This window comes from Actinophytocola sp., assembly GCF_036555685.1.
Lineage (GTDB): Bacteria > Actinomycetota > Actinomycetes > Mycobacteriales > Pseudonocardiaceae > Actinophytocola.
Genome location: NZ_DATBKY010000161.1, coordinates 54,840 through 69,595, shown reverse-complemented (window position 1 = coordinate 69,595; position 14,756 = coordinate 54,840). Strand labels below are relative to the sequence as shown.

At 69.9% G+C, this 14,756-nt stretch carries 17 protein-coding genes and 1 pseudogene; 12 read left to right on the top strand and 6 right to left on the bottom strand.

Annotated elements, in window-relative coordinates; genetic code table 11:
- The 4 genes and pseudogenes from VH969_RS15860 to VH969_RS15845 all read left to right on the top strand — a co-directional run.
- Nucleotides 1-181, top strand: a pseudogene (locus VH969_RS15860) (hypothetical protein); the annotation flags it as partial.
- Nucleotides 171-368 carry a hypothetical protein gene (locus VH969_RS15855; protein ID WP_331974775.1) on the top strand — a complete coding sequence of 66 codons (198 nt, stop codon included), beginning with the start codon at nucleotides 171-173 and terminating at the stop codon, nucleotides 366-368. The pseudogene VH969_RS15860 and the gene VH969_RS15855, both read left to right, overlap by 11 nt.
- The gene (locus tag VH969_RS15850; RefSeq protein ID WP_331974773.1) at nucleotides 355-870 is read left to right on the top strand and encodes an SRPBCC domain-containing protein; all 516 of its coding nucleotides are present in this window, start codon (nucleotides 355-357) and stop codon (nucleotides 868-870) included. The genes VH969_RS15855 and VH969_RS15850 overlap by 14 nt, the downstream gene beginning before the upstream one ends.
- Nucleotides 867-1,184 (top strand): YciI family protein, encoded by a 318-nt coding sequence (locus tag VH969_RS15845; RefSeq protein ID WP_331974771.1) that lies wholly within the window; start codon nucleotides 867-869, stop codon nucleotides 1,182-1,184. Before VH969_RS15850 ends, VH969_RS15845 begins: the two co-directional genes overlap by 4 nt.
- A gap of 89 nt (nucleotides 1,185-1,273) precedes the next feature.
- Here VH969_RS15845 and VH969_RS15840 read toward each other — a convergent pair whose 3' ends face one another.
- The 5 genes from VH969_RS15840 to VH969_RS15820 are packed head-to-tail and all read right to left on the bottom strand — an operon-like array spanning nucleotide 1,274 to nucleotide 6,948.
- Nucleotides 1,274-2,842, bottom strand: a complete 1,569-nt coding sequence (locus VH969_RS15840) for a glucoamylase family protein (RefSeq protein ID WP_331974769.1) — start codon at nucleotides 2,840-2,842, stop codon at nucleotides 1,274-1,276.
- A 13-nt stretch (nucleotides 2,843-2,855) separates the two neighbouring features.
- Nucleotides 2,856-3,755: a carbohydrate ABC transporter permease gene (locus tag VH969_RS15835; RefSeq protein ID WP_331974767.1), complete on the bottom strand. Its 900-nt coding sequence runs from the start codon at nucleotides 3,753-3,755 to the stop codon at nucleotides 2,856-2,858.
- Nucleotides 3,748-4,641 carry a carbohydrate ABC transporter permease gene (locus VH969_RS15830; RefSeq protein ID WP_331974765.1) on the bottom strand — a complete coding sequence of 298 codons (894 nt, stop codon included), beginning with the start codon at nucleotides 4,639-4,641 and terminating at the stop codon, nucleotides 3,748-3,750. Before VH969_RS15830 ends, VH969_RS15835 begins: the two co-directional genes overlap by 8 nt.
- A 2-nt stretch (nucleotides 4,642-4,643) precedes the next feature.
- A complete protein-coding gene (locus VH969_RS15825) occupies nucleotides 4,644-5,915 on the bottom strand; it encodes a sugar ABC transporter substrate-binding protein (protein WP_331974763.1) in 1,272 nt (423 codons plus the stop codon).
- Between the two features lie 19 nt (nucleotides 5,916-5,934).
- A complete protein-coding gene (locus VH969_RS15820) occupies nucleotides 5,935-6,948 on the bottom strand; it encodes a LacI family DNA-binding transcriptional regulator (protein ID WP_331974761.1) in 1,014 nt (337 codons plus the stop codon).
- 88 nt (nucleotides 6,949-7,036) lie between these two features.
- On the opposite strand from VH969_RS15820, the gene VH969_RS15815 reads away from it, so the two are divergent.
- From VH969_RS15815 to VH969_RS15780, 8 genes are all read left to right on the top strand, one after another.
- On the top strand, nucleotides 7,037-7,174 hold the full coding sequence (locus VH969_RS15815; RefSeq protein ID WP_331974759.1) for a hypothetical protein: 138 nt from the start codon (nucleotides 7,037-7,039) through the stop codon (nucleotides 7,172-7,174).
- Between the two features lie 32 nt (nucleotides 7,175-7,206).
- Nucleotides 7,207-7,785 carry a crossover junction endodeoxyribonuclease RuvC gene (ruvC, locus tag VH969_RS15810; RefSeq protein ID WP_331974757.1) on the top strand — a complete coding sequence of 193 codons (579 nt, stop codon included), beginning with the start codon at nucleotides 7,207-7,209 and terminating at the stop codon, nucleotides 7,783-7,785.
- On the top strand, nucleotides 7,782-8,369 hold the full coding sequence (gene ruvA / locus VH969_RS15805; RefSeq protein ID WP_331974755.1) for a Holliday junction branch migration protein RuvA: 588 nt from the start codon (nucleotides 7,782-7,784) through the stop codon (nucleotides 8,367-8,369). The genes ruvC and ruvA overlap by 4 nt, the downstream gene beginning before the upstream one ends.
- A 6-nt stretch (nucleotides 8,370-8,375) precedes the next feature.
- On the top strand, nucleotides 8,376-9,476 hold the full coding sequence (ruvB, locus tag VH969_RS15800; protein WP_331974753.1) for a Holliday junction branch migration DNA helicase RuvB: 1,101 nt from the start codon (nucleotides 8,376-8,378) through the stop codon (nucleotides 9,474-9,476).
- A gap of 27 nt (nucleotides 9,477-9,503) precedes the next feature.
- Nucleotides 9,504-9,884, top strand: coding sequence for a preprotein translocase subunit YajC (gene yajC / locus VH969_RS15795; protein WP_331974751.1), 381 nt, complete (start codon nucleotides 9,504-9,506; stop codon nucleotides 9,882-9,884).
- Nucleotides 9,885-10,053: 169 nt separating this feature from the next.
- Nucleotides 10,054-11,901 carry a protein translocase subunit SecD gene (secD, locus tag VH969_RS15790; RefSeq protein WP_331974749.1) on the top strand — a complete coding sequence of 616 codons (1,848 nt, stop codon included), beginning with the start codon at nucleotides 10,054-10,056 and terminating at the stop codon, nucleotides 11,899-11,901.
- Nucleotides 11,902-11,959: 58 nt separating this feature from the next.
- The gene (gene secF / locus VH969_RS15785; RefSeq protein WP_331974779.1) at nucleotides 11,960-13,198 is read left to right on the top strand and encodes a protein translocase subunit SecF; all 1,239 of its coding nucleotides are present in this window, start codon (nucleotides 11,960-11,962) and stop codon (nucleotides 13,196-13,198) included.
- Between the two features lie 3 nt (nucleotides 13,199-13,201).
- A complete protein-coding gene (locus tag VH969_RS15780) occupies nucleotides 13,202-13,723 on the top strand; it encodes an adenine phosphoribosyltransferase (protein WP_331974747.1) in 522 nt (173 codons plus the stop codon).
- A gap of 199 nt (nucleotides 13,724-13,922) precedes the next feature.
- Here the strand turns inward: VH969_RS15780 and VH969_RS15775 are convergent, their stop codons facing one another.
- On the bottom strand, nucleotides 13,923-14,696 hold the full coding sequence (locus VH969_RS15775; protein ID WP_331974745.1) for a dioxygenase family protein: 774 nt from the start codon (nucleotides 14,694-14,696) through the stop codon (nucleotides 13,923-13,925).
- Nucleotides 14,697-14,756: the final 60 nt, after the last annotated feature.

Genomic DNA, 14,756 nt, shown 5'->3' with positions numbered 1-14,756 from the left:
CCCCCCCCCCCGCGACGGCACCCGGCGGCTCTATCGGGCGCGGCCCGAGGGCCTGGCCGGGCTGCGCGAGTTCCTGGACGAGATGTGGGCGGGCGCCCTGGACACGGCCCGCCGCCTGGTCGAGGCTGAACACGGCCTCGGCGACGACGAGGAACAGGATGAGGCCGGCCGTGCCGGCTGACCGGCCGCCGCGCGGCCAGTCCCGATGGCAGCGCCTGCGGCGGACCCGCGGACCCGACCCGCTCGACGAGCGGCGCGGCCGGCTGGAGCGGCTCTGGGGCCTGGTGCTCCGCCACTTCCGCGACGCAGCCGAGACCGCGGACGGTCCGGCGAAGAACACCGGCGAGGAACGTGATGACCAAACCTGACAGCACCGTCGTCAAGCTGCGGCGGCCCCCCGTTCGCCAGGACACGTTGGTACGCAGCGACATCGAGCACACCTTCGACGTCTTCGTCCGCACGATCGGGCTGTGGTGGCCCCGGCGGATCTCCGCCGGCCAGGAGGACCTCGCCGACGTGACGTTCGAGGCCCACCTCGGCGGCCGGGTCTACGAGACCTGGCACGACGGCACCGAGGTCGGCTGGGGCACGATCATCGCCTGGGCACCGCCGTCGGGGTTCACGCTGAACTGGACCGCGACCCCGGAACCCACCGAGGTGGAGCTGACGTTCACCGCGCTCGGCCCCGCACTCACCCGGGTCGCGCTCGAGCACCGCGGGTGGGACGCGCTGTCGGAGGAGCAGGCGGGCAAGGACTGCGCGCTCCCGGGCGGCTACAACAGCGGCGCCTACGCGCAGGGCTGGGCCATGATCCTCGGTGGCCTCGCCGCCGCGGCCGCCGCCGAGCGGGCGCTGGGGAGGTTGCCGTGAGTTGTTACGCCTACAAGTTCGTGTCGTACAAGCCGGACCTGCCGGTTTCGATGACCGAGCACGAGGCCGCCGTCATGGGCGAGCACGTCGCGTACTGGCAGGGCCTGCTGGACAAGGGGATCGCGGTCGCGTTCGGACCGGTGCTGGACCCGGCGGGTGCGTGGGGCATCGCCGTGGTCGAGGCCGACTCCGAGGCCGACGTCCTCGCGATCCGCGCGGGCGACCCGGTGATCCGCGAGGACCTCGGCACGATCGACGTCTACCCGATGCCGGGCGCGATCACGCGGCCCGCCATCTCGCCCGGAACCATGTGAGATCGGGCCGGCGACGCGCACCCGCCAGCCACTCGTGACAAGCAGGTGTGCCGGAGGCGGTGAGGGGGTTGCCGCCTCCGGCACGGGTCCTACTGGTGCGCCGGGAGGTTGAACTCCTCCATGGCCATCAGCGGGCGCAGGTGCTTGTCCGCGCCGCCCTTGGTGAAGGCGTTCCGCAGCAGGTCATGGCCGAGCAGGTTGCCCAGCGCGCCCATGATCATGCCCTGGTCGAGCGCCAGGTACCGCTTCGCCACCGTGCCGCTGCGCACGGCGATCGAGTCGTAGAAGCCGCCCGGCCCGTAGGAGTCGAAGTCCCGGCGCAGCTTCGCGAGCTCGGCCAGCGCCGCCTTCGGCTGGTAGGGCAGCGCCAGCACCACCGCGTGCGGCGTCACCACACCGTCGCCGTAGGACGCCGGCAGCGGTTGCGCGTCGCGGCAGCCCTCGAACCCGACGTCGACCGACGTCCGCTCCTGGTCGCTCGTGTAGCCCGGCGTGTCCAGGCCCATGATGTCCACGCCGTACTCGCGGTACCCGCCTGCCGGGTTGGACGCGGGCGAGAAGCCCCAATAGCCGTACTTCGCGTCGTTCAGGCCGTGCTCGATCTGGCCGCGCACGTACACCGAGTGCTGCCGGGCCCAGGACTTCTTGCCCCACTTGACCTCCGGCACGAACATGTCCGGCATCAGCTCCTCGAACATGTCCCCGCCCCACGTCGGGATGAACTTCAGCCCGCGGTAGGTGTACTGGCCCTCGAACACCGGGATGCCCATGTAGTCCACGAACTGCCCGGCCGGCTTCTGCTCCTGCCAGCCCCAGTCACAGGTGTCCGGGAACGTCCGCCACGGCACGAAGTAGTGCTCCGGCGGCACCTGGCCCAGCGAGATCGCCACGTAGGAGATCATCCGTGTCTCGCTCGCGAAGTTGCCGTACGTGTGGCAGGTGTACCAGACGTCCGGTCCGTGCCCGGGGTAGTTGCCGACGATCGAGCAGCCGGGCGGCTGCTCGTCCCAGAACCCGCCGCGCATCAGGCCGGCCCGCACGTCCGGCGACCTGCCCGCGGGGTCGTAGTAGAAGTTGAAGTCCATCGGGTCGAGCAGCTTCTGTGCCTGCGCGCGCACCTCCGGGACGGCGTTGCGCACGACCATCAGCGCCGACGCCATCCACGCGTTGTCCACACTGGACAGGAACGGGTAGACGGTGGACCCGTCCTCCGGCCACACGCGCAGCTTCTCCAGCGTCGCCGGGTTGTACCAGTTGTAGAACTGGCCCGACGCCGGGTGTCGTTCGAGCTTGCCGAGCGAGTCCAGCGTCTTCTTCGTGCGCGAGACGAGTTCCTCGCGGCCGATGATGCCGGCGTCCTCGGCCACGATCGCCGACCACAGGTAGGCCCCGACGTTCGTCGGCGAGGTGTACGCCGACCGGGACGCCGGGTCGAGGTTGCCGTTGATGTTGTCCGACGGCAGCCCGGTCTCGGGCGCGACCATCGCGGTGAACGACTTCCAGGTGTCGCGCATCAGCGTCGCCTGGCGGTCCTGCTCCGCGGCGACCATCTCGCGGTCGTCCGGGGCGGCACCGGCGGCCGGCCCGAGCGTCGCGACCAGCGCGACGGCGAGCCCCGTGGCGAGGGCCAGCTTGCGGACAGCTACTAATCGGGCCATCAGGGAACCTTCCTCATTTGAGACCGGTGGTGGCGATGCCACGGACGAAGTGGCGTTGCAGCAACAGGAACACGACGAGCACGGGCAGCACGATGATCACCGAACCCGCGAGCAGCAGGTCGTACCGCGTCTGGTTCTGCCCGATGGCGTACAGGGCGAGCGCGACCGGCAGCGTGTACTTGTCCTCCGTGGTCGCCGCGACCAGCGGCCACAGGAAGTTGTTCCAGGAGGCCAGGAACGTGAGGATGCCGAGGGTCGCGAGCGCCGGGCGGCACAGCGGAAGCACGATCTGCCAGTAGATCCGCAGTTCGCTCGCGCCGTCGATGCGGGCCGCCTCCAGCAGGTCGTCCGGAATGGACAGGATGAACTGGCGCATCAGGAACACGCCGAACGCCTGCGCCAGGAACGGCAGGATCAGCCCGGCGAGCGAGTTGACCAGGCCGAGGTTGCTGGACAGCACGAACAGCGGGACCATCGTCACGACGCTCGGCACCATGATCGTGCCGAGCACGATGAGGAACAGCACCCGCTTGCCGGGAAAGGCCAGCTTCGCGAGCGCGTAGCCCGCCGCCGAGCAGAACAGCAGGTTGCCGACCGTCGTCACGACCGCGACCACGACCGAGTTCGTGAAGTACGTCGGGAAGTCCAGCCGGGTGAACAGCGTGTGGTAGTTGTCCAGCGTGCCGTTCTGCGGGAAGAACGTCGGCGGGTCGGCACGGATCTCGCCCTCGGTCTTGAACGACGCGAGCGCCATCCAGATGAACGGGCCGATCATCACCACGAGCCCGGCGCCGAGCACGACGTGCAGCACGACGCGGGCGACGTGGTCGCGTGAGCGCAGGTCGTCGCCGGCCCGGCGGCGGGGCGGCCCCTCCGGCAGGGTCTCGGTACGGGTGTCCAGTGCGCTAGTCAACGTTGTTCCTCAGCAGCCGGAACCAGGCGATCGACAACAGCACCACGACGACGAACAGCACGTAGCCCATCGCCGAGGCGTAGCCGTAGTTGCCGAAGCCGAACTGGTTGTACGTGTGGTAGGCCAGCGACAGCGTCGAGTCGAGCGGGCCGCCGCGGGTCATCACGAACGGCTCCTCGAAGAACTGCACGTAGCCGATCGTCGTGATCACCGCGACGAACAGGACGGTCGGCCGCAGCATCGGCACGGTGATGAAGCGCAGCTGCGCCCACTTCCGCGCGCCGTCGATGGTCGCCGCCTCGTACAGCTCCTTGGGGATCGCCTGCAGGCCGGCCAGGAAGATGACCATGCCGAACCCGAGGTTGCGCCACGCACCCATCACGATCAGCGTGGGCAACGCGGTTGACTGGGTCTGCAGCCAGTTCGGCCCGTCGATCCCGACCAAGCCGAGCATCGTGTTCAGCAGCCCGGAGTCCGGCTGCAGGATGAACCGCCACACCACCGAGATCGCCACGATGCTCGTGACGACCGGCAGGTAGTAGCCGACCCGGAACAGGGCCCGGAACTTGATCAGCCCGGAGTTGAGCCCGAGCGCGACCAGCAACGACAGGGCCATCGTCAGCGGGACGCCGACGACCACGAAGATCGTGGTGTTGACCGCGGCCGTGACGAACTTCGGGTCCGCGAACAGCCGTGCGTAGTTGTCCAGTCCGACGATGTCGACGCCGAGCGGGTCGAGCAGGTCGGCGCTGCCGAGGTCGGTCAGGCTCATCACCAGCGAGGCCACGACGGGCCCCGCGGTGAAGACCAGGAACAGCACGGCGAACGGGAGTGCGAAGCCCCAGCCGGTCAGCGCTCGGGACATCAACCCGGGCCGGGTGGCCATGATCAGCCGCCCGTGCCGATCGAGGTGGCCTGCGCCTGGATCGCCTTGGCGGCGTCCGCGGCGGACTCGGTGCCCTTGGCGATCTTCTCGAGCTCGGTGTCCATGCCGGCGGCGATCTGCTCCCAGGTCGGGATGGACGGCGGCGCCTTGGCCTTGTCCAGCTGGTCGCCGAACGTCTTCAGCATCTCGTCACCGGAGAGCTTCTGGTCGTCCCACGCGGACTGCACGGCCGGCAGGTCGTTGACCGTCTCGTACCACTTGACCTGGACCTCGGGCTTCATCAGATACGACACGAACTTCCAGGCGGAGTCGCGGTTCTTGCTGTTCTTGAACACGGACATGTTGCTGCCGCCGATGAACGAGGTCGCGTCGCCCGGACCGCTCGGCATGGGCCACAGCTCGTACTTGCCCTCGCCGCCGAGGTCGTTCAGCAGGCCGATGTGCCACGGTCCGGACACGAACGAGCCGATCTCGCCCTTGAGCAGCTTCGGCTCCTGCTCGCCGTCGGGCAGCCGGTCCTTGGAGGACAGTCCCTCCTTGTAGAGCGACCCGTAGAACTCGAAGGCCTCGGTCGCCTCGGGGGAGTCGAGCGTGAACTCCTTGCCGTCCCAGATGTCGCCGCCGTTCTGCCAGACGAACGGCACGACGCTCTGCCAGGCACCGGTCTGGCCGGGCTGGAAGTAGGTGCCCCACTTGGCGCCACCCTTGGCCTGCATGTCCTTGAAGGCCTGCTTGAGGGAGTCCCAGTCCTTCGGGGCCTCGGTGATGCCGGCCTTCTCGGCGACGGCCTTGTTGACGAACAGCAGGCGGGTCTCGACGTACCACGGCACGCTGTAGGACTTGCCGTCCACGACGCCGGTCTCCCAGGCGCCGGGGAAGTAGTCGTCCTTGTTCACGAAGTCCGGCGGCGTCACGTCCAGCGCACCGGTCTTGGCGAACTCACCGATCCACGTGGTGCCGAGCATCGTCACGTCCGGCGTCTGCTGGCCGGCGATCGCGGCGGCGATCTTGTTGTGCGCGCCGTCCCACGGCACCGCGGTGACGGTCACCTTGGCGTCCGGGTTCTCCTTCATGAAGTCGTCGGCGAGCGCGGAGAGCTTCTCGCCCTCGGTGCCCATCGCCCACACCGTGATGTTGCCGGTCGCCTTGCCCTGCGCGACCTTCTCGCCCGCCTCGCCCTCGTCTCCCCCGGAGTCGCGGCCGCAGGCCGATGCGGCCAGCGCCACCGCCGTCACGGCGGCCAGCAGTACGGTCCGCCTGTTCGGTCGAGTCATCCTTACCTCCGGTTGGTTCTCAGCGTTCGTTGTCATGGGGCCCGCAGCTGGTCCGGATCACCAGCCGGGTGGGAAGTACTTCGCGGCGCACTCCGGGTGAGGTGCCGGAGATCCGCTGGTCCAGCCAGCGGGCCGCGGTAGCGCCGAGCTCGCGCATCGACTGGTGGACGGTGGTCAGCCGGGCATAATCGGCCGCCATGATGTCGTCCCAGCCCGTGATCGCCAGGTCTCCGGGCACGGCGAGGCCGAGGTCCTCCGCGGCGCGCAGTGCGCCGAGGGCGACCTCGTCGTTGGCGCACACGAGCGCCTCGGGCCGGTTTCGCCGGCGCAGGGTCTCCCGCGCCGCGGTGTAGCCGGCCTTGACGTCGAACGCGCAGCGGACGGGTTTCGCCGGCACGTCGAGCCCGCCGTCGGCGAGCGCGGTGACGAAGCCGGCGTGCCGGCCGGCGACGTCGGGGGACTGGCCGGGGTCGCCGAGGAAGTCGAACCGGCGGTAGCCGTGCCCGATCAGGTGCGCGGTGAGTGCCCGCGCACTGTCCTCGTTATCGGCGGTGACGGTGTCCACCAGCCCGACGGGTGGCCGGGCGAGGAGGACGAGGGGCAGGCCGGTGTCGGCGATGCGGGCCACGGTCGAGTCGCCGACCGTGCGTCCCATGATCACCATGCCGTCGACCCGGCCGGCGAGCTCGTGCACGAGGTCGGCCGCGTTCGCGCGTCCCTGGGTCGCAAGGATCAGCACGCTGCGCCCGAGCTCGGCGACGACCTCCTCGTAGCCGAGGACGACCTCGGCGTAGTAGGGCCCCGCCAGGTCGGGGAAGACGATGCCGTTCGCCGCGTGCTGTCCCTCGGCGAGCGCCCGCCCGGCCCGGCTGGGCCGGAACCGAAGCTCCTCGGCGACGCGCTGGACGTGCCGCCGGGTCGACGGCGCGACCAGCTCGGAGTCCCGCAGCGCCCGCGACACGGTCGCGATCGACACGCCCGCGCGATCGGCCACCTCGTAGATGGTGACCGGCCGTCGCTCACGAGCGGGCATGGCTGCGTTCCGTCCTGGGAAGCGTCACTGGAAGCGCTTACATTTCTGTTGTGGACTTTTCTAACACAAGTGTCAAGGCAGCACGTTGGTGAAGCGCTTTCACTGCGGCGACCGGGTTAGTGGACAGGCCCGTTCGGACTCGCGCCGCATTGCCGGCACGCTCGCCCGCACGTTGCGGGTGTCGCTGCGGGTGTCGCTGCGCGACGGCGGGACGCCGGGCCCCTAGGCTTCGAACTGATGTTCTCGGGAAGGGTGCCGATGCGTGTGTTGGGGGTGGACCCCGGGCTGACCCGCTGCGGCATCGCCGTCGTGGACGGTGGGGTCGGGCGGTCCGTGCGGGCGGTGGAGGTCGACGTGCTCCGTACGCCGGCCGACGCCGAGCTGGCCACGCGGCTGCTCACCGTCGCCGATGCGGTGGACGAGTGGCTCGACCGGCACCAGCCGGACGTCGTCGCCGTGGAACGGGTGTTCAGCCAGTACAACGTCCGCACCGCGATGGGCACCGCGCAGGCCGGCGGGGTCGTCGCGCTCGCCGCGGCGCGGCGGAACCTGCCCGTCACCTTCCACACCCCGAGCGAGGTCAAGGCCGCCGTGACGGGGTCCGGGCGCGCGGACAAGGCACAGGTCACCACCATGGTCACCCGGCTGCTGGACCTGCCCGAGAAGCCCCGGCCGGCCGACGCCGCGGACGCCCTCGCCCTCGCCATCTGCCATCTCTGGCGCATGCCCATGCGCAGCCGGCTCGCCGAGGCCGAGACGAAGGCGGCCGCGCTCGCCCGGCGGCACAAGGCCCGGCTCGCTCAGGCTCGGTCGGCGGCCGCGAAAGGAATGCGATGATCTCGTCGGTACGGGGCCGCGTGCTCACCATCGGGCTGGACCACGCCGTCGTCGAGGTCGGCGGGGTCGGCCTCGCCGTACAGGCGACACCCGCGACGCTCGCGACCATGCGCACGGGCACCGAGGCGTCGCTCGCCACCGCGCTCGTCGTGCGCGAGGACTCGCTGACGCTGTACGGGTTCGCCGACGCCGAGGCGCGCGAGCTGTTCGGGCTGCTGCAGACCGTGTCCGGCATCGGGCCGCGGATCGCCATGGCGACGCTCGCCGTGCTCGACCCGGCGCAGCTGCGCTCGGCCCTCGCGGACGGCAACATCACCGTCCTCACCCAGGTGCCCGGTATCGGCCGCAAGGGCGCCGAACGGCTGATCATCGAACTGCGCGACAAGGTCGGCGCACTGCCGTCGGCGTCCGCCCCGACGCCGAACGGGCACGTGCGCAGCGAGGTCGTGGAAGCGTTGGTGGGTCTGGGTTTCCCGGCCAAGCAGGCCGAGCAGGCCGTCGACGGCGTGCTCGGCGGGAACGGGCACGGCGACCAGCCGACCGTCCTGCGCAAGGCGCTCGCGACCCTCGGCAGCAAGCGGTAGGCGCGCATGCACGATGAGACGGTGACCGATCCAGCGATCGACCCAGGGGCCGAGGAGGAGCCGCTCTCCCCGCTGGTGCAGCCGGGGGAGCGGGACGACGAGACCACCCTGCGGCCGCGCACGCTCGCCGAGTTCGTCGGCCAGCCGCGGGTCCGCGAGCAGCTCGCGCTCGTGCTGCAGGGTGCGAGCCGGCGCGGGACACCGCCCGACCACGTGCTGCTGTCCGGCCCGCCCGGCCTCGGCAAGACCAGCCTCGCCATGATCATCGCCCACGAGCTGGGCAGCTCGTTGCGCATCACGTCCGGTCCCGCGCTCGAGCGAGCCGGCGACCTCGCCGCGATGCTGTCCAACCTCGTCGAGGGCGAGGTGCTGTTCATCGACGAGATCCACCGGATCGCCCGGCCCGCCGAGGAGATGCTCTACCTCGCGATGGAGGACTTCCGGGTCGACGTCGTCGTCGGCAAGGGGCCCGGCGCGACCAGCATCCCGCTCGAGATCGCGCCGTTCACGCTGGTCGGCGCCACCACCCGGTCCGGGTCGCTGACCGGGCCGCTGCGCGACCGGTTCGGCTTCACCGCGCACATGGAGTTCTACGTGCCCGAGGAGCTCGAGCAGGTGCTGCGCCGCTCGGCGAAGATCCTCGGCGTCGACCTGCGCCCGGACGGCGCCGAGGAGGTCGCCGGTCGCTCGCGCGGCACCCCCCGGATCGCGAACCGACTGCTCAGGCGCGTGCGCGACTTCGCCGAGGTGCGGGCGGACGGCTCCATCACGCGCGACATCGCGCGCGCCGCGCTGGAGGTCTACGACGTCGACGAGCTCGGGCTGGACCGCCTGGACCGGGCCGTGCTGGGCGCGCTCGTGCGGTCCTTCGGCGGCGGCCCGGTCGGCGTCTCGACGCTGGCCGTGGCGGTCGGCGAGGAGCCCGCTACCGTGGAAGAGGTGTGCGAGCCCTACTTGGTGCGGGCCGGTATGCTCGCGAGAACACCGCGGGGTCGGGTCGCGACCGCCGCGGCTTGGGCGCATCTCGGGCTCTCTGCCCCGACTAACGCCCCGGGTCAGCTTCCGCCTACCCTGTTCGAAAGTGAACCTGCGCACACCGCAGAGTGAATTCAAGACTCCCACGGATGGAGAAAAATGGACCTGCTTCCCTTGCTTCTGATGTTCGGGCTGCTCGGTCTCATGATGTATTTCATGAGCCGGCGCCAGCGCAAGGCGCAGCAGCAGCAGCATGATCTGCAGAACTCGCTGTCCATCGGCGACCGCGTCATGACCACGTCCGGGCTCTACGGCACGGTGACCGACACCTCGAGCGACACGACCATCACGATCGAGATCGCGCCGGGTTTCGAGACCGAGTGGCTGCGTGCAGCCGTCCGCGAGAAGGTCAACCCGTCGGTCGACGAGGACGACGAGGAACTCGTCGACGAGGTCGATGACGACGAGGAGCTCGTGAACAACGAGCCGCCGCCGGTCAAGAGCGACACCGCCGACTCCGAAGACATCAAGCAGAAGTAACCTCATACGTGAGCGTGACGTGACCGTGTGACACCGGCCTCACGTCACGGGAGGTACGCTGCGCCCTCACCCACACGTGTAGCGGGTGCGGGCGCAGTCTCATGACCGGACGCGCCCGAAACCCGGACGCGTCTCGAGACCGCAGTTAGTTCGAGGAGACCGACCGACCGTGGCACCACCCGCCGGGCAGATCCGCCCAGGGCGCTATCTCGCGTTCTTCCTGTTCATCGTGGTTCTGCTCTACGCCTTGGTGTTCGCCACACCCGATCACAAGGCGACGCCGAAGCTCGGCATCGATCTCCAGGGCGGTACCCGCGTCACGCTGACCGCCCGCACCGAGAACGGCGGCGTGCCGCCGAAGGAGTCGCTCGAGCAGGCGCGGCAGATCATCGAGACCCGCGTGAACGGCATCGGTGTCCAGGGCACTGAGGTCGTCCTCGACGGCAACAACATCGTGATCACCGTGCCCGGCGAGGAGGGCGAGCAGGCCAAGGACCTCGGCCAGACCGCCCAGCTGCGGTTCCGCGAGGTGATCGGCCAGCCGGTCCCGGCGCAGCCGCAGCAGGACCAGCAGCCCTCGCAGCCACCGGCCTCCACGACCGCGCCGCCGCCGACCTCCGGCACGCAGCCGCCGGCGGCGTCGAACCCGCCGTCCAGCAAGCCGCAGGGCCGCCCGGCGCCGGCGCGGGCACAGCCGAACTCGCAGCCGCCGTCGTCCCCGTCGCAGCCGCCGGCGTCCGGATCGGACGCGGCTCCGCAGGACCCGCTCGAGGCGTGTGCGCAGTACAAGCAGGACTTCAAGACGTACTCCGACGACATCAAGGCCGGCAAGGAGAGAGAGATCGCCCCGGGCGACCTGATCCAGCTCGCCAAGGCGTGCCGCCAGGCCCCGCAGCTCGCGCCGAGCAAGGACGGCACGGTGCAGCCGGACCAGACCGTGCAGCAGGCCGCGATCGACGCGCTGACGTGCACCGGTACCGGCGCCCGCGTCGGTGACCCGCTGGTCGGCAACGACGACCCGAACAAGCCGCTGGTCGCCTGCGACCAGGACGGCACCGCGAAGTACATCCTCGGCCCGTCCTTCCTGTCCGGTACCCAGATCTCCGACGCGAACTCCTCGGTCAACCCCGAGGGCGCCGGCTACGTGGTGAACCTCGAGTTCAAGAGCGAGGGCAGCCGGATCTGGGCCGACTACACGACGGCCAACGTCGGCAAGCAGGCCGCGTTCGTGCTCGACACCCAGGTCGTGTCGGCGCCGCAGATCCGTGAGGCGATCAGCGGCGGCAGCACCACGATCAGCGGCGGCAGCGGCGGCGGCTTCAGCCCGGACGAGGCGCGCAGCCTCGCCGAGGTACTCAAGTACGGCTCGCTGCCACTGTCGTTCGAGTCCTCCGAGGCGGAGACCGTGTCCGCGACGCTGGGCCTCGCCTCGCTGAAGGCGGGCCTCATCGCCGGCGCGATCGGCCTGGTCCTCGTGTTCGTCTACTGCCTGTTCTACTACCGGATGCTGGGCCTGCTGACCGCGCTGTCGCTGCTGTGCTCCGGTGTGATCGTGTTCGCGGTGCTGGTGCTCCTCGGCCGCTGGATCGGGTTCACCCTCGATCTCGCGGGCGTCGCCGGCTTCATCGTCGCGATCGGTATCACCGCGGACTCGTTCGTGGTGTTCTTCGAACGTCTGAAAGACGAGATACGCGAGGGCCGGACGTTCCGCTCCGCGGTGCCGCGGGCGTGGGTCCGGGCCCGGCGCACGATCCTGTCCGCGGACGCGGTCATGTTCCTCGCCGCCGGCGTGCTGTACGTGCTAGCCGTCGGTCAGGTCAAGGGCTTCGCGTTCACGCTGGGCATGTCGACCGTGCTGGACCTGGTCGTGGTGTTCTTCGTGACGCACCCGCTGGTGGCACTGGCGTCCAAGTCGAAGATGCTGTCCAACCCGAGGTTCTCCGGCCTCGGCGCGGTGCAGCGGTTGGCGAGCGAGCGTCGCGCGAGGCCCGCCGGCCCCGCCGTGAAGGAGGCGTGACGTGGCGAGCGAGACTCCCACCACCACTCCCGCCAAGCGGGAGAGCGTGTTTCACCGGATGTACGTCGGTACCGGAGCGTTCGACGTCGTCGGCAAGCGCAAGTACTGGTACTTCTTCTTCACGATCCTGATCCTGGTCTGCCTCGCGTCGATCATCTTCCGCGGCTTCAACCTCGGTATCGACTTCAAGGGCGGCACGCGGATCTCCATGCCCGACGAGGGCACCGGCGGCAGGATCTCGACCGAGCAGGTCACCGAGATCTTCAACGACACGCTGCACAAGGAGCCGGCGGCCGTGCAGACGGTCGGTTCCGGCGACAGCACGACCATCCAGATCAAGTCGGAGACGCTGACCACCGCCGAGGTCGCCGACCTGAAGAAGGCGTTGTTCGACGACCTGCAGCCGGTCGGCCAGGACGGCCAGCCGAGCGAGCGCGCGATCAGCGACAGCGCGGTGAGCGCGTCGTGGGGTGGCGAGATCTCGCGGCAGGCGTTGATCGCGCTGGGCGTGTTCCTCGTGCTGGTGACGATATTCCTTGCGTTCTACTTCGAACGATGGATGGCCGTCGCCGCGCTCGCGGCGCTCGTGCACGACGTACTCGTCACCGCCGGCGTGTACTCGATCGTCGGCTTCGAGGTCACGCCGGCGACGGTCATCGGGCTGCTGACGATCCTCGGCTTCTCCTTGTACGACACGGTGGTCGTGTTCGACAAGGTCAAGGAGAACACCCGCGGGCTGCTCGGCCTGACGAGGCGGACGTACGCCGAGGCGGCGAACCTGGCGCTGAACCAGACCCTGATGCGGTCGATCAACACGTCGCTCATCGCGGTGCTGCCGGTGCTCGGCCTGCTGATCGTCGGCGTGGGCCTGCTCGGTGTCGGCACCCTGCAGGACCTGGCGCTGGTGCAGCTGACCGGCATCATCGCGGGTGCCCTGTCGTCGATCGCCCTGGCGACGCCGATCCTGGTGGACCTGAAGATGCGCGAGCCGAAGTTCAAGGAGCAGGCCCGCCGGGTGTACGCGCGACGCGAGAACATCGCCCGCAAGGCCGCCGAGCGCGACGGCGACTTGGTGCCCCAGTACGACGCCGACGGCGACCTGACCGTCGGGGCTCCCGCGACCGACGAGGACTCGCTGGAGACAGAGCTGCGCCAGGAGCGTGCGATGGCAGCGGCGTCGAGCGTCCCGACCCGCAACCCGAAGGCCGCGGAACAGCGTCGCCGCCCGGCCGGCAAGCAGACCGGCCGGCCGGCCGGCAAGCACGGTGGCCGGCCCTCGGGCAAGAAGCGCCACTGAGCGATGGACTCCGTAGCGGGTGCGCTGGAGCTGGTGCGCACGGTGCCGGACTTTCCGGAGCCGGGCGTGCTGTTCCGGGACCTCACCCCGGTGTTCGCGTCGCCGAGCGCGTTCACGACGATCGTCGACGCCCTGGCGGCCGGCATTCCGTCCGATGTGGACGTGATCGCTCCCGTTGAGGCGCGGGGTTTTCTGCTCGGCGGCGCGTTGAGCACGGCCATGGATCGCGGCCTGATCCCCATCCGCAAGCCGGGCAAGCTCCCGGTGGTGGCCGGCCGGGTGGAGTACACATTGGAGTACGGCACGGCGGTCCTCGAACTCCCGGCGGAGGCCATCACCCCGGGTACGAGGGTCGCGGTGGTCGACGACGTACTGGCAACGGGCGGCACGGTCGCGGCGACGTGCGAGCTGCTGGAGAACGCGGGCGCGGTGGTCGTGTCGATCTCGGTGGTGCTGGAGCTGGAGGCACTGGGCGGCAGGAAGCGCCTGGGGGGCCGCGAAGTCCACGCACTACAAGCCATCTAGCCCGAGGCGAAGAGAAGCAAGCCCCGACTCCACGGCCGACCGAGCGGTCTTGAGCCGCACGCCGGCCGGCCGTCGCTCACTTGCCGATGTGCCAGGGCCACGGCGGCCGCCGGATCAAGATCAACGACGGCCTCCGGCCCCCGAACTCCACGATAGTGACGATCACCGACGTGGACGGTGCGCGCGCCTGAGACCGGCCTCAGGCGAACTGGACGGATCGCTTCGAGAGCCCGTACCAGTACCCGTCGATCACCGACCGGACCGGGTCGCCCCCGTCGACCGAAGCTCCGATGGAGACGAACAACGGCGCGAAGTGCTCGGTCCGCGGATGAGCCACCCGCCCTGACGGCGCCTTGTGCAGGAAGTCGATCAACGAGTCGAAGTCCCGGGAGGCCAATGCTTCCTGGCCCCAGATGTCGAACTCCGCCGACCACGACGGCGCCGGCACCGCCGGGTCGGCCATCGTGATCTTCGACAGGTTGTGGGTGAAGAAACCGCTGCCGATGATCAGCACGCCCTCGTCCCGCAGGGGCGCCAGGCGGCGGCCGACCTCCATGAGGACCGTCGGGTCGAGGGAGGGCATCGAGATCTGCAGCACCGGCACGTCCGCGTCCGGATACATCTCCACGAGCGGCACGTACGCGCCGTGGTCCAGTCCGCGCGCCGGGTCCTCGTGCACCGGCATGCCCGGACCGGCTAGTAGCTTTCGGACGGACGCGGCCAATTCGGGCGCGCCCGGGGCTGAGTAGGTCACGGTGTAGTACCGATCCGGGAAGCCCCAGAAGTCGTAGACCAGCGGCACGGTCGTCGTGGCGCCGAGGGTCAGCGGGGCGTTCTCCCAGTGTGCGGAGACGATCAGGATCGCCTTCGGCTTGGGCAGGTCGGCGGACCACGTCGCCAGCTGGGCGGTCCACACCTGGTCATCGGCCAGGGGAGGGGCGCCGTGGCTGAGGTAGAGCACCGGCATCGACATGGGCTACTCCGTATGTTGAACCTTCAACAACAGGTTAGCACCAACCCGTTGGACATTCCG

Bases quoted from the DNA above. Each gene is read 5' to 3' on its own strand.
- VH969_RS15850 (WP_331974773.1), top strand. From the start codon at position 355: ATGACCAAACCTGACAGCACCGTCGTCAAGCTGCGGCGGCCCCCCGTT.
- VH969_RS15840 (WP_331974769.1), bottom strand. From the start codon at position 2,842: ATGGCCCGATTAGTAGCTGTCCGCAAGCTGGCCCTCGCCACGGGGCTC.
- VH969_RS15830 (WP_331974765.1), bottom strand. From the start codon at position 4,641: ATGGCCACCCGGCCCGGGTTGATGTCCCGAGCGCTGACCGGCTGGGGC.
- VH969_RS15825 (WP_331974763.1), bottom strand. From the start codon at position 5,915: ATGACTCGACCGAACAGGCGGACCGTACTGCTGGCCGCCGTGACGGCG.
- VH969_RS15820 (WP_331974761.1), bottom strand. From the start codon at position 6,948: ATGCCCGCTCGTGAGCGACGGCCGGTCACCATCTACGAGGTGGCCGAT.
- ruvC (WP_331974757.1), top strand. From the start codon at position 7,207: ATGCGTGTGTTGGGGGTGGACCCCGGGCTGACCCGCTGCGGCATCGCC.
- ruvA (WP_331974755.1), top strand. From the start codon at position 7,782: ATGATCTCGTCGGTACGGGGCCGCGTGCTCACCATCGGGCTGGACCAC.
- ruvB (WP_331974753.1), top strand. From the start codon at position 8,376: ATGCACGATGAGACGGTGACCGATCCAGCGATCGACCCAGGGGCCGAG.
- yajC (WP_331974751.1), top strand. From the start codon at position 9,504: ATGGACCTGCTTCCCTTGCTTCTGATGTTCGGGCTGCTCGGTCTCATG.
- secF (WP_331974779.1), top strand. From the start codon at position 11,960: ATGTACGTCGGTACCGGAGCGTTCGACGTCGTCGGCAAGCGCAAGTAC.
- VH969_RS15780 (WP_331974747.1), top strand. From the start codon at position 13,202: ATGGACTCCGTAGCGGGTGCGCTGGAGCTGGTGCGCACGGTGCCGGAC.
- VH969_RS15775 (WP_331974745.1), bottom strand. From the start codon at position 14,696: ATGTCGATGCCGGTGCTCTACCTCAGCCACGGCGCCCCTCCCCTGGCC.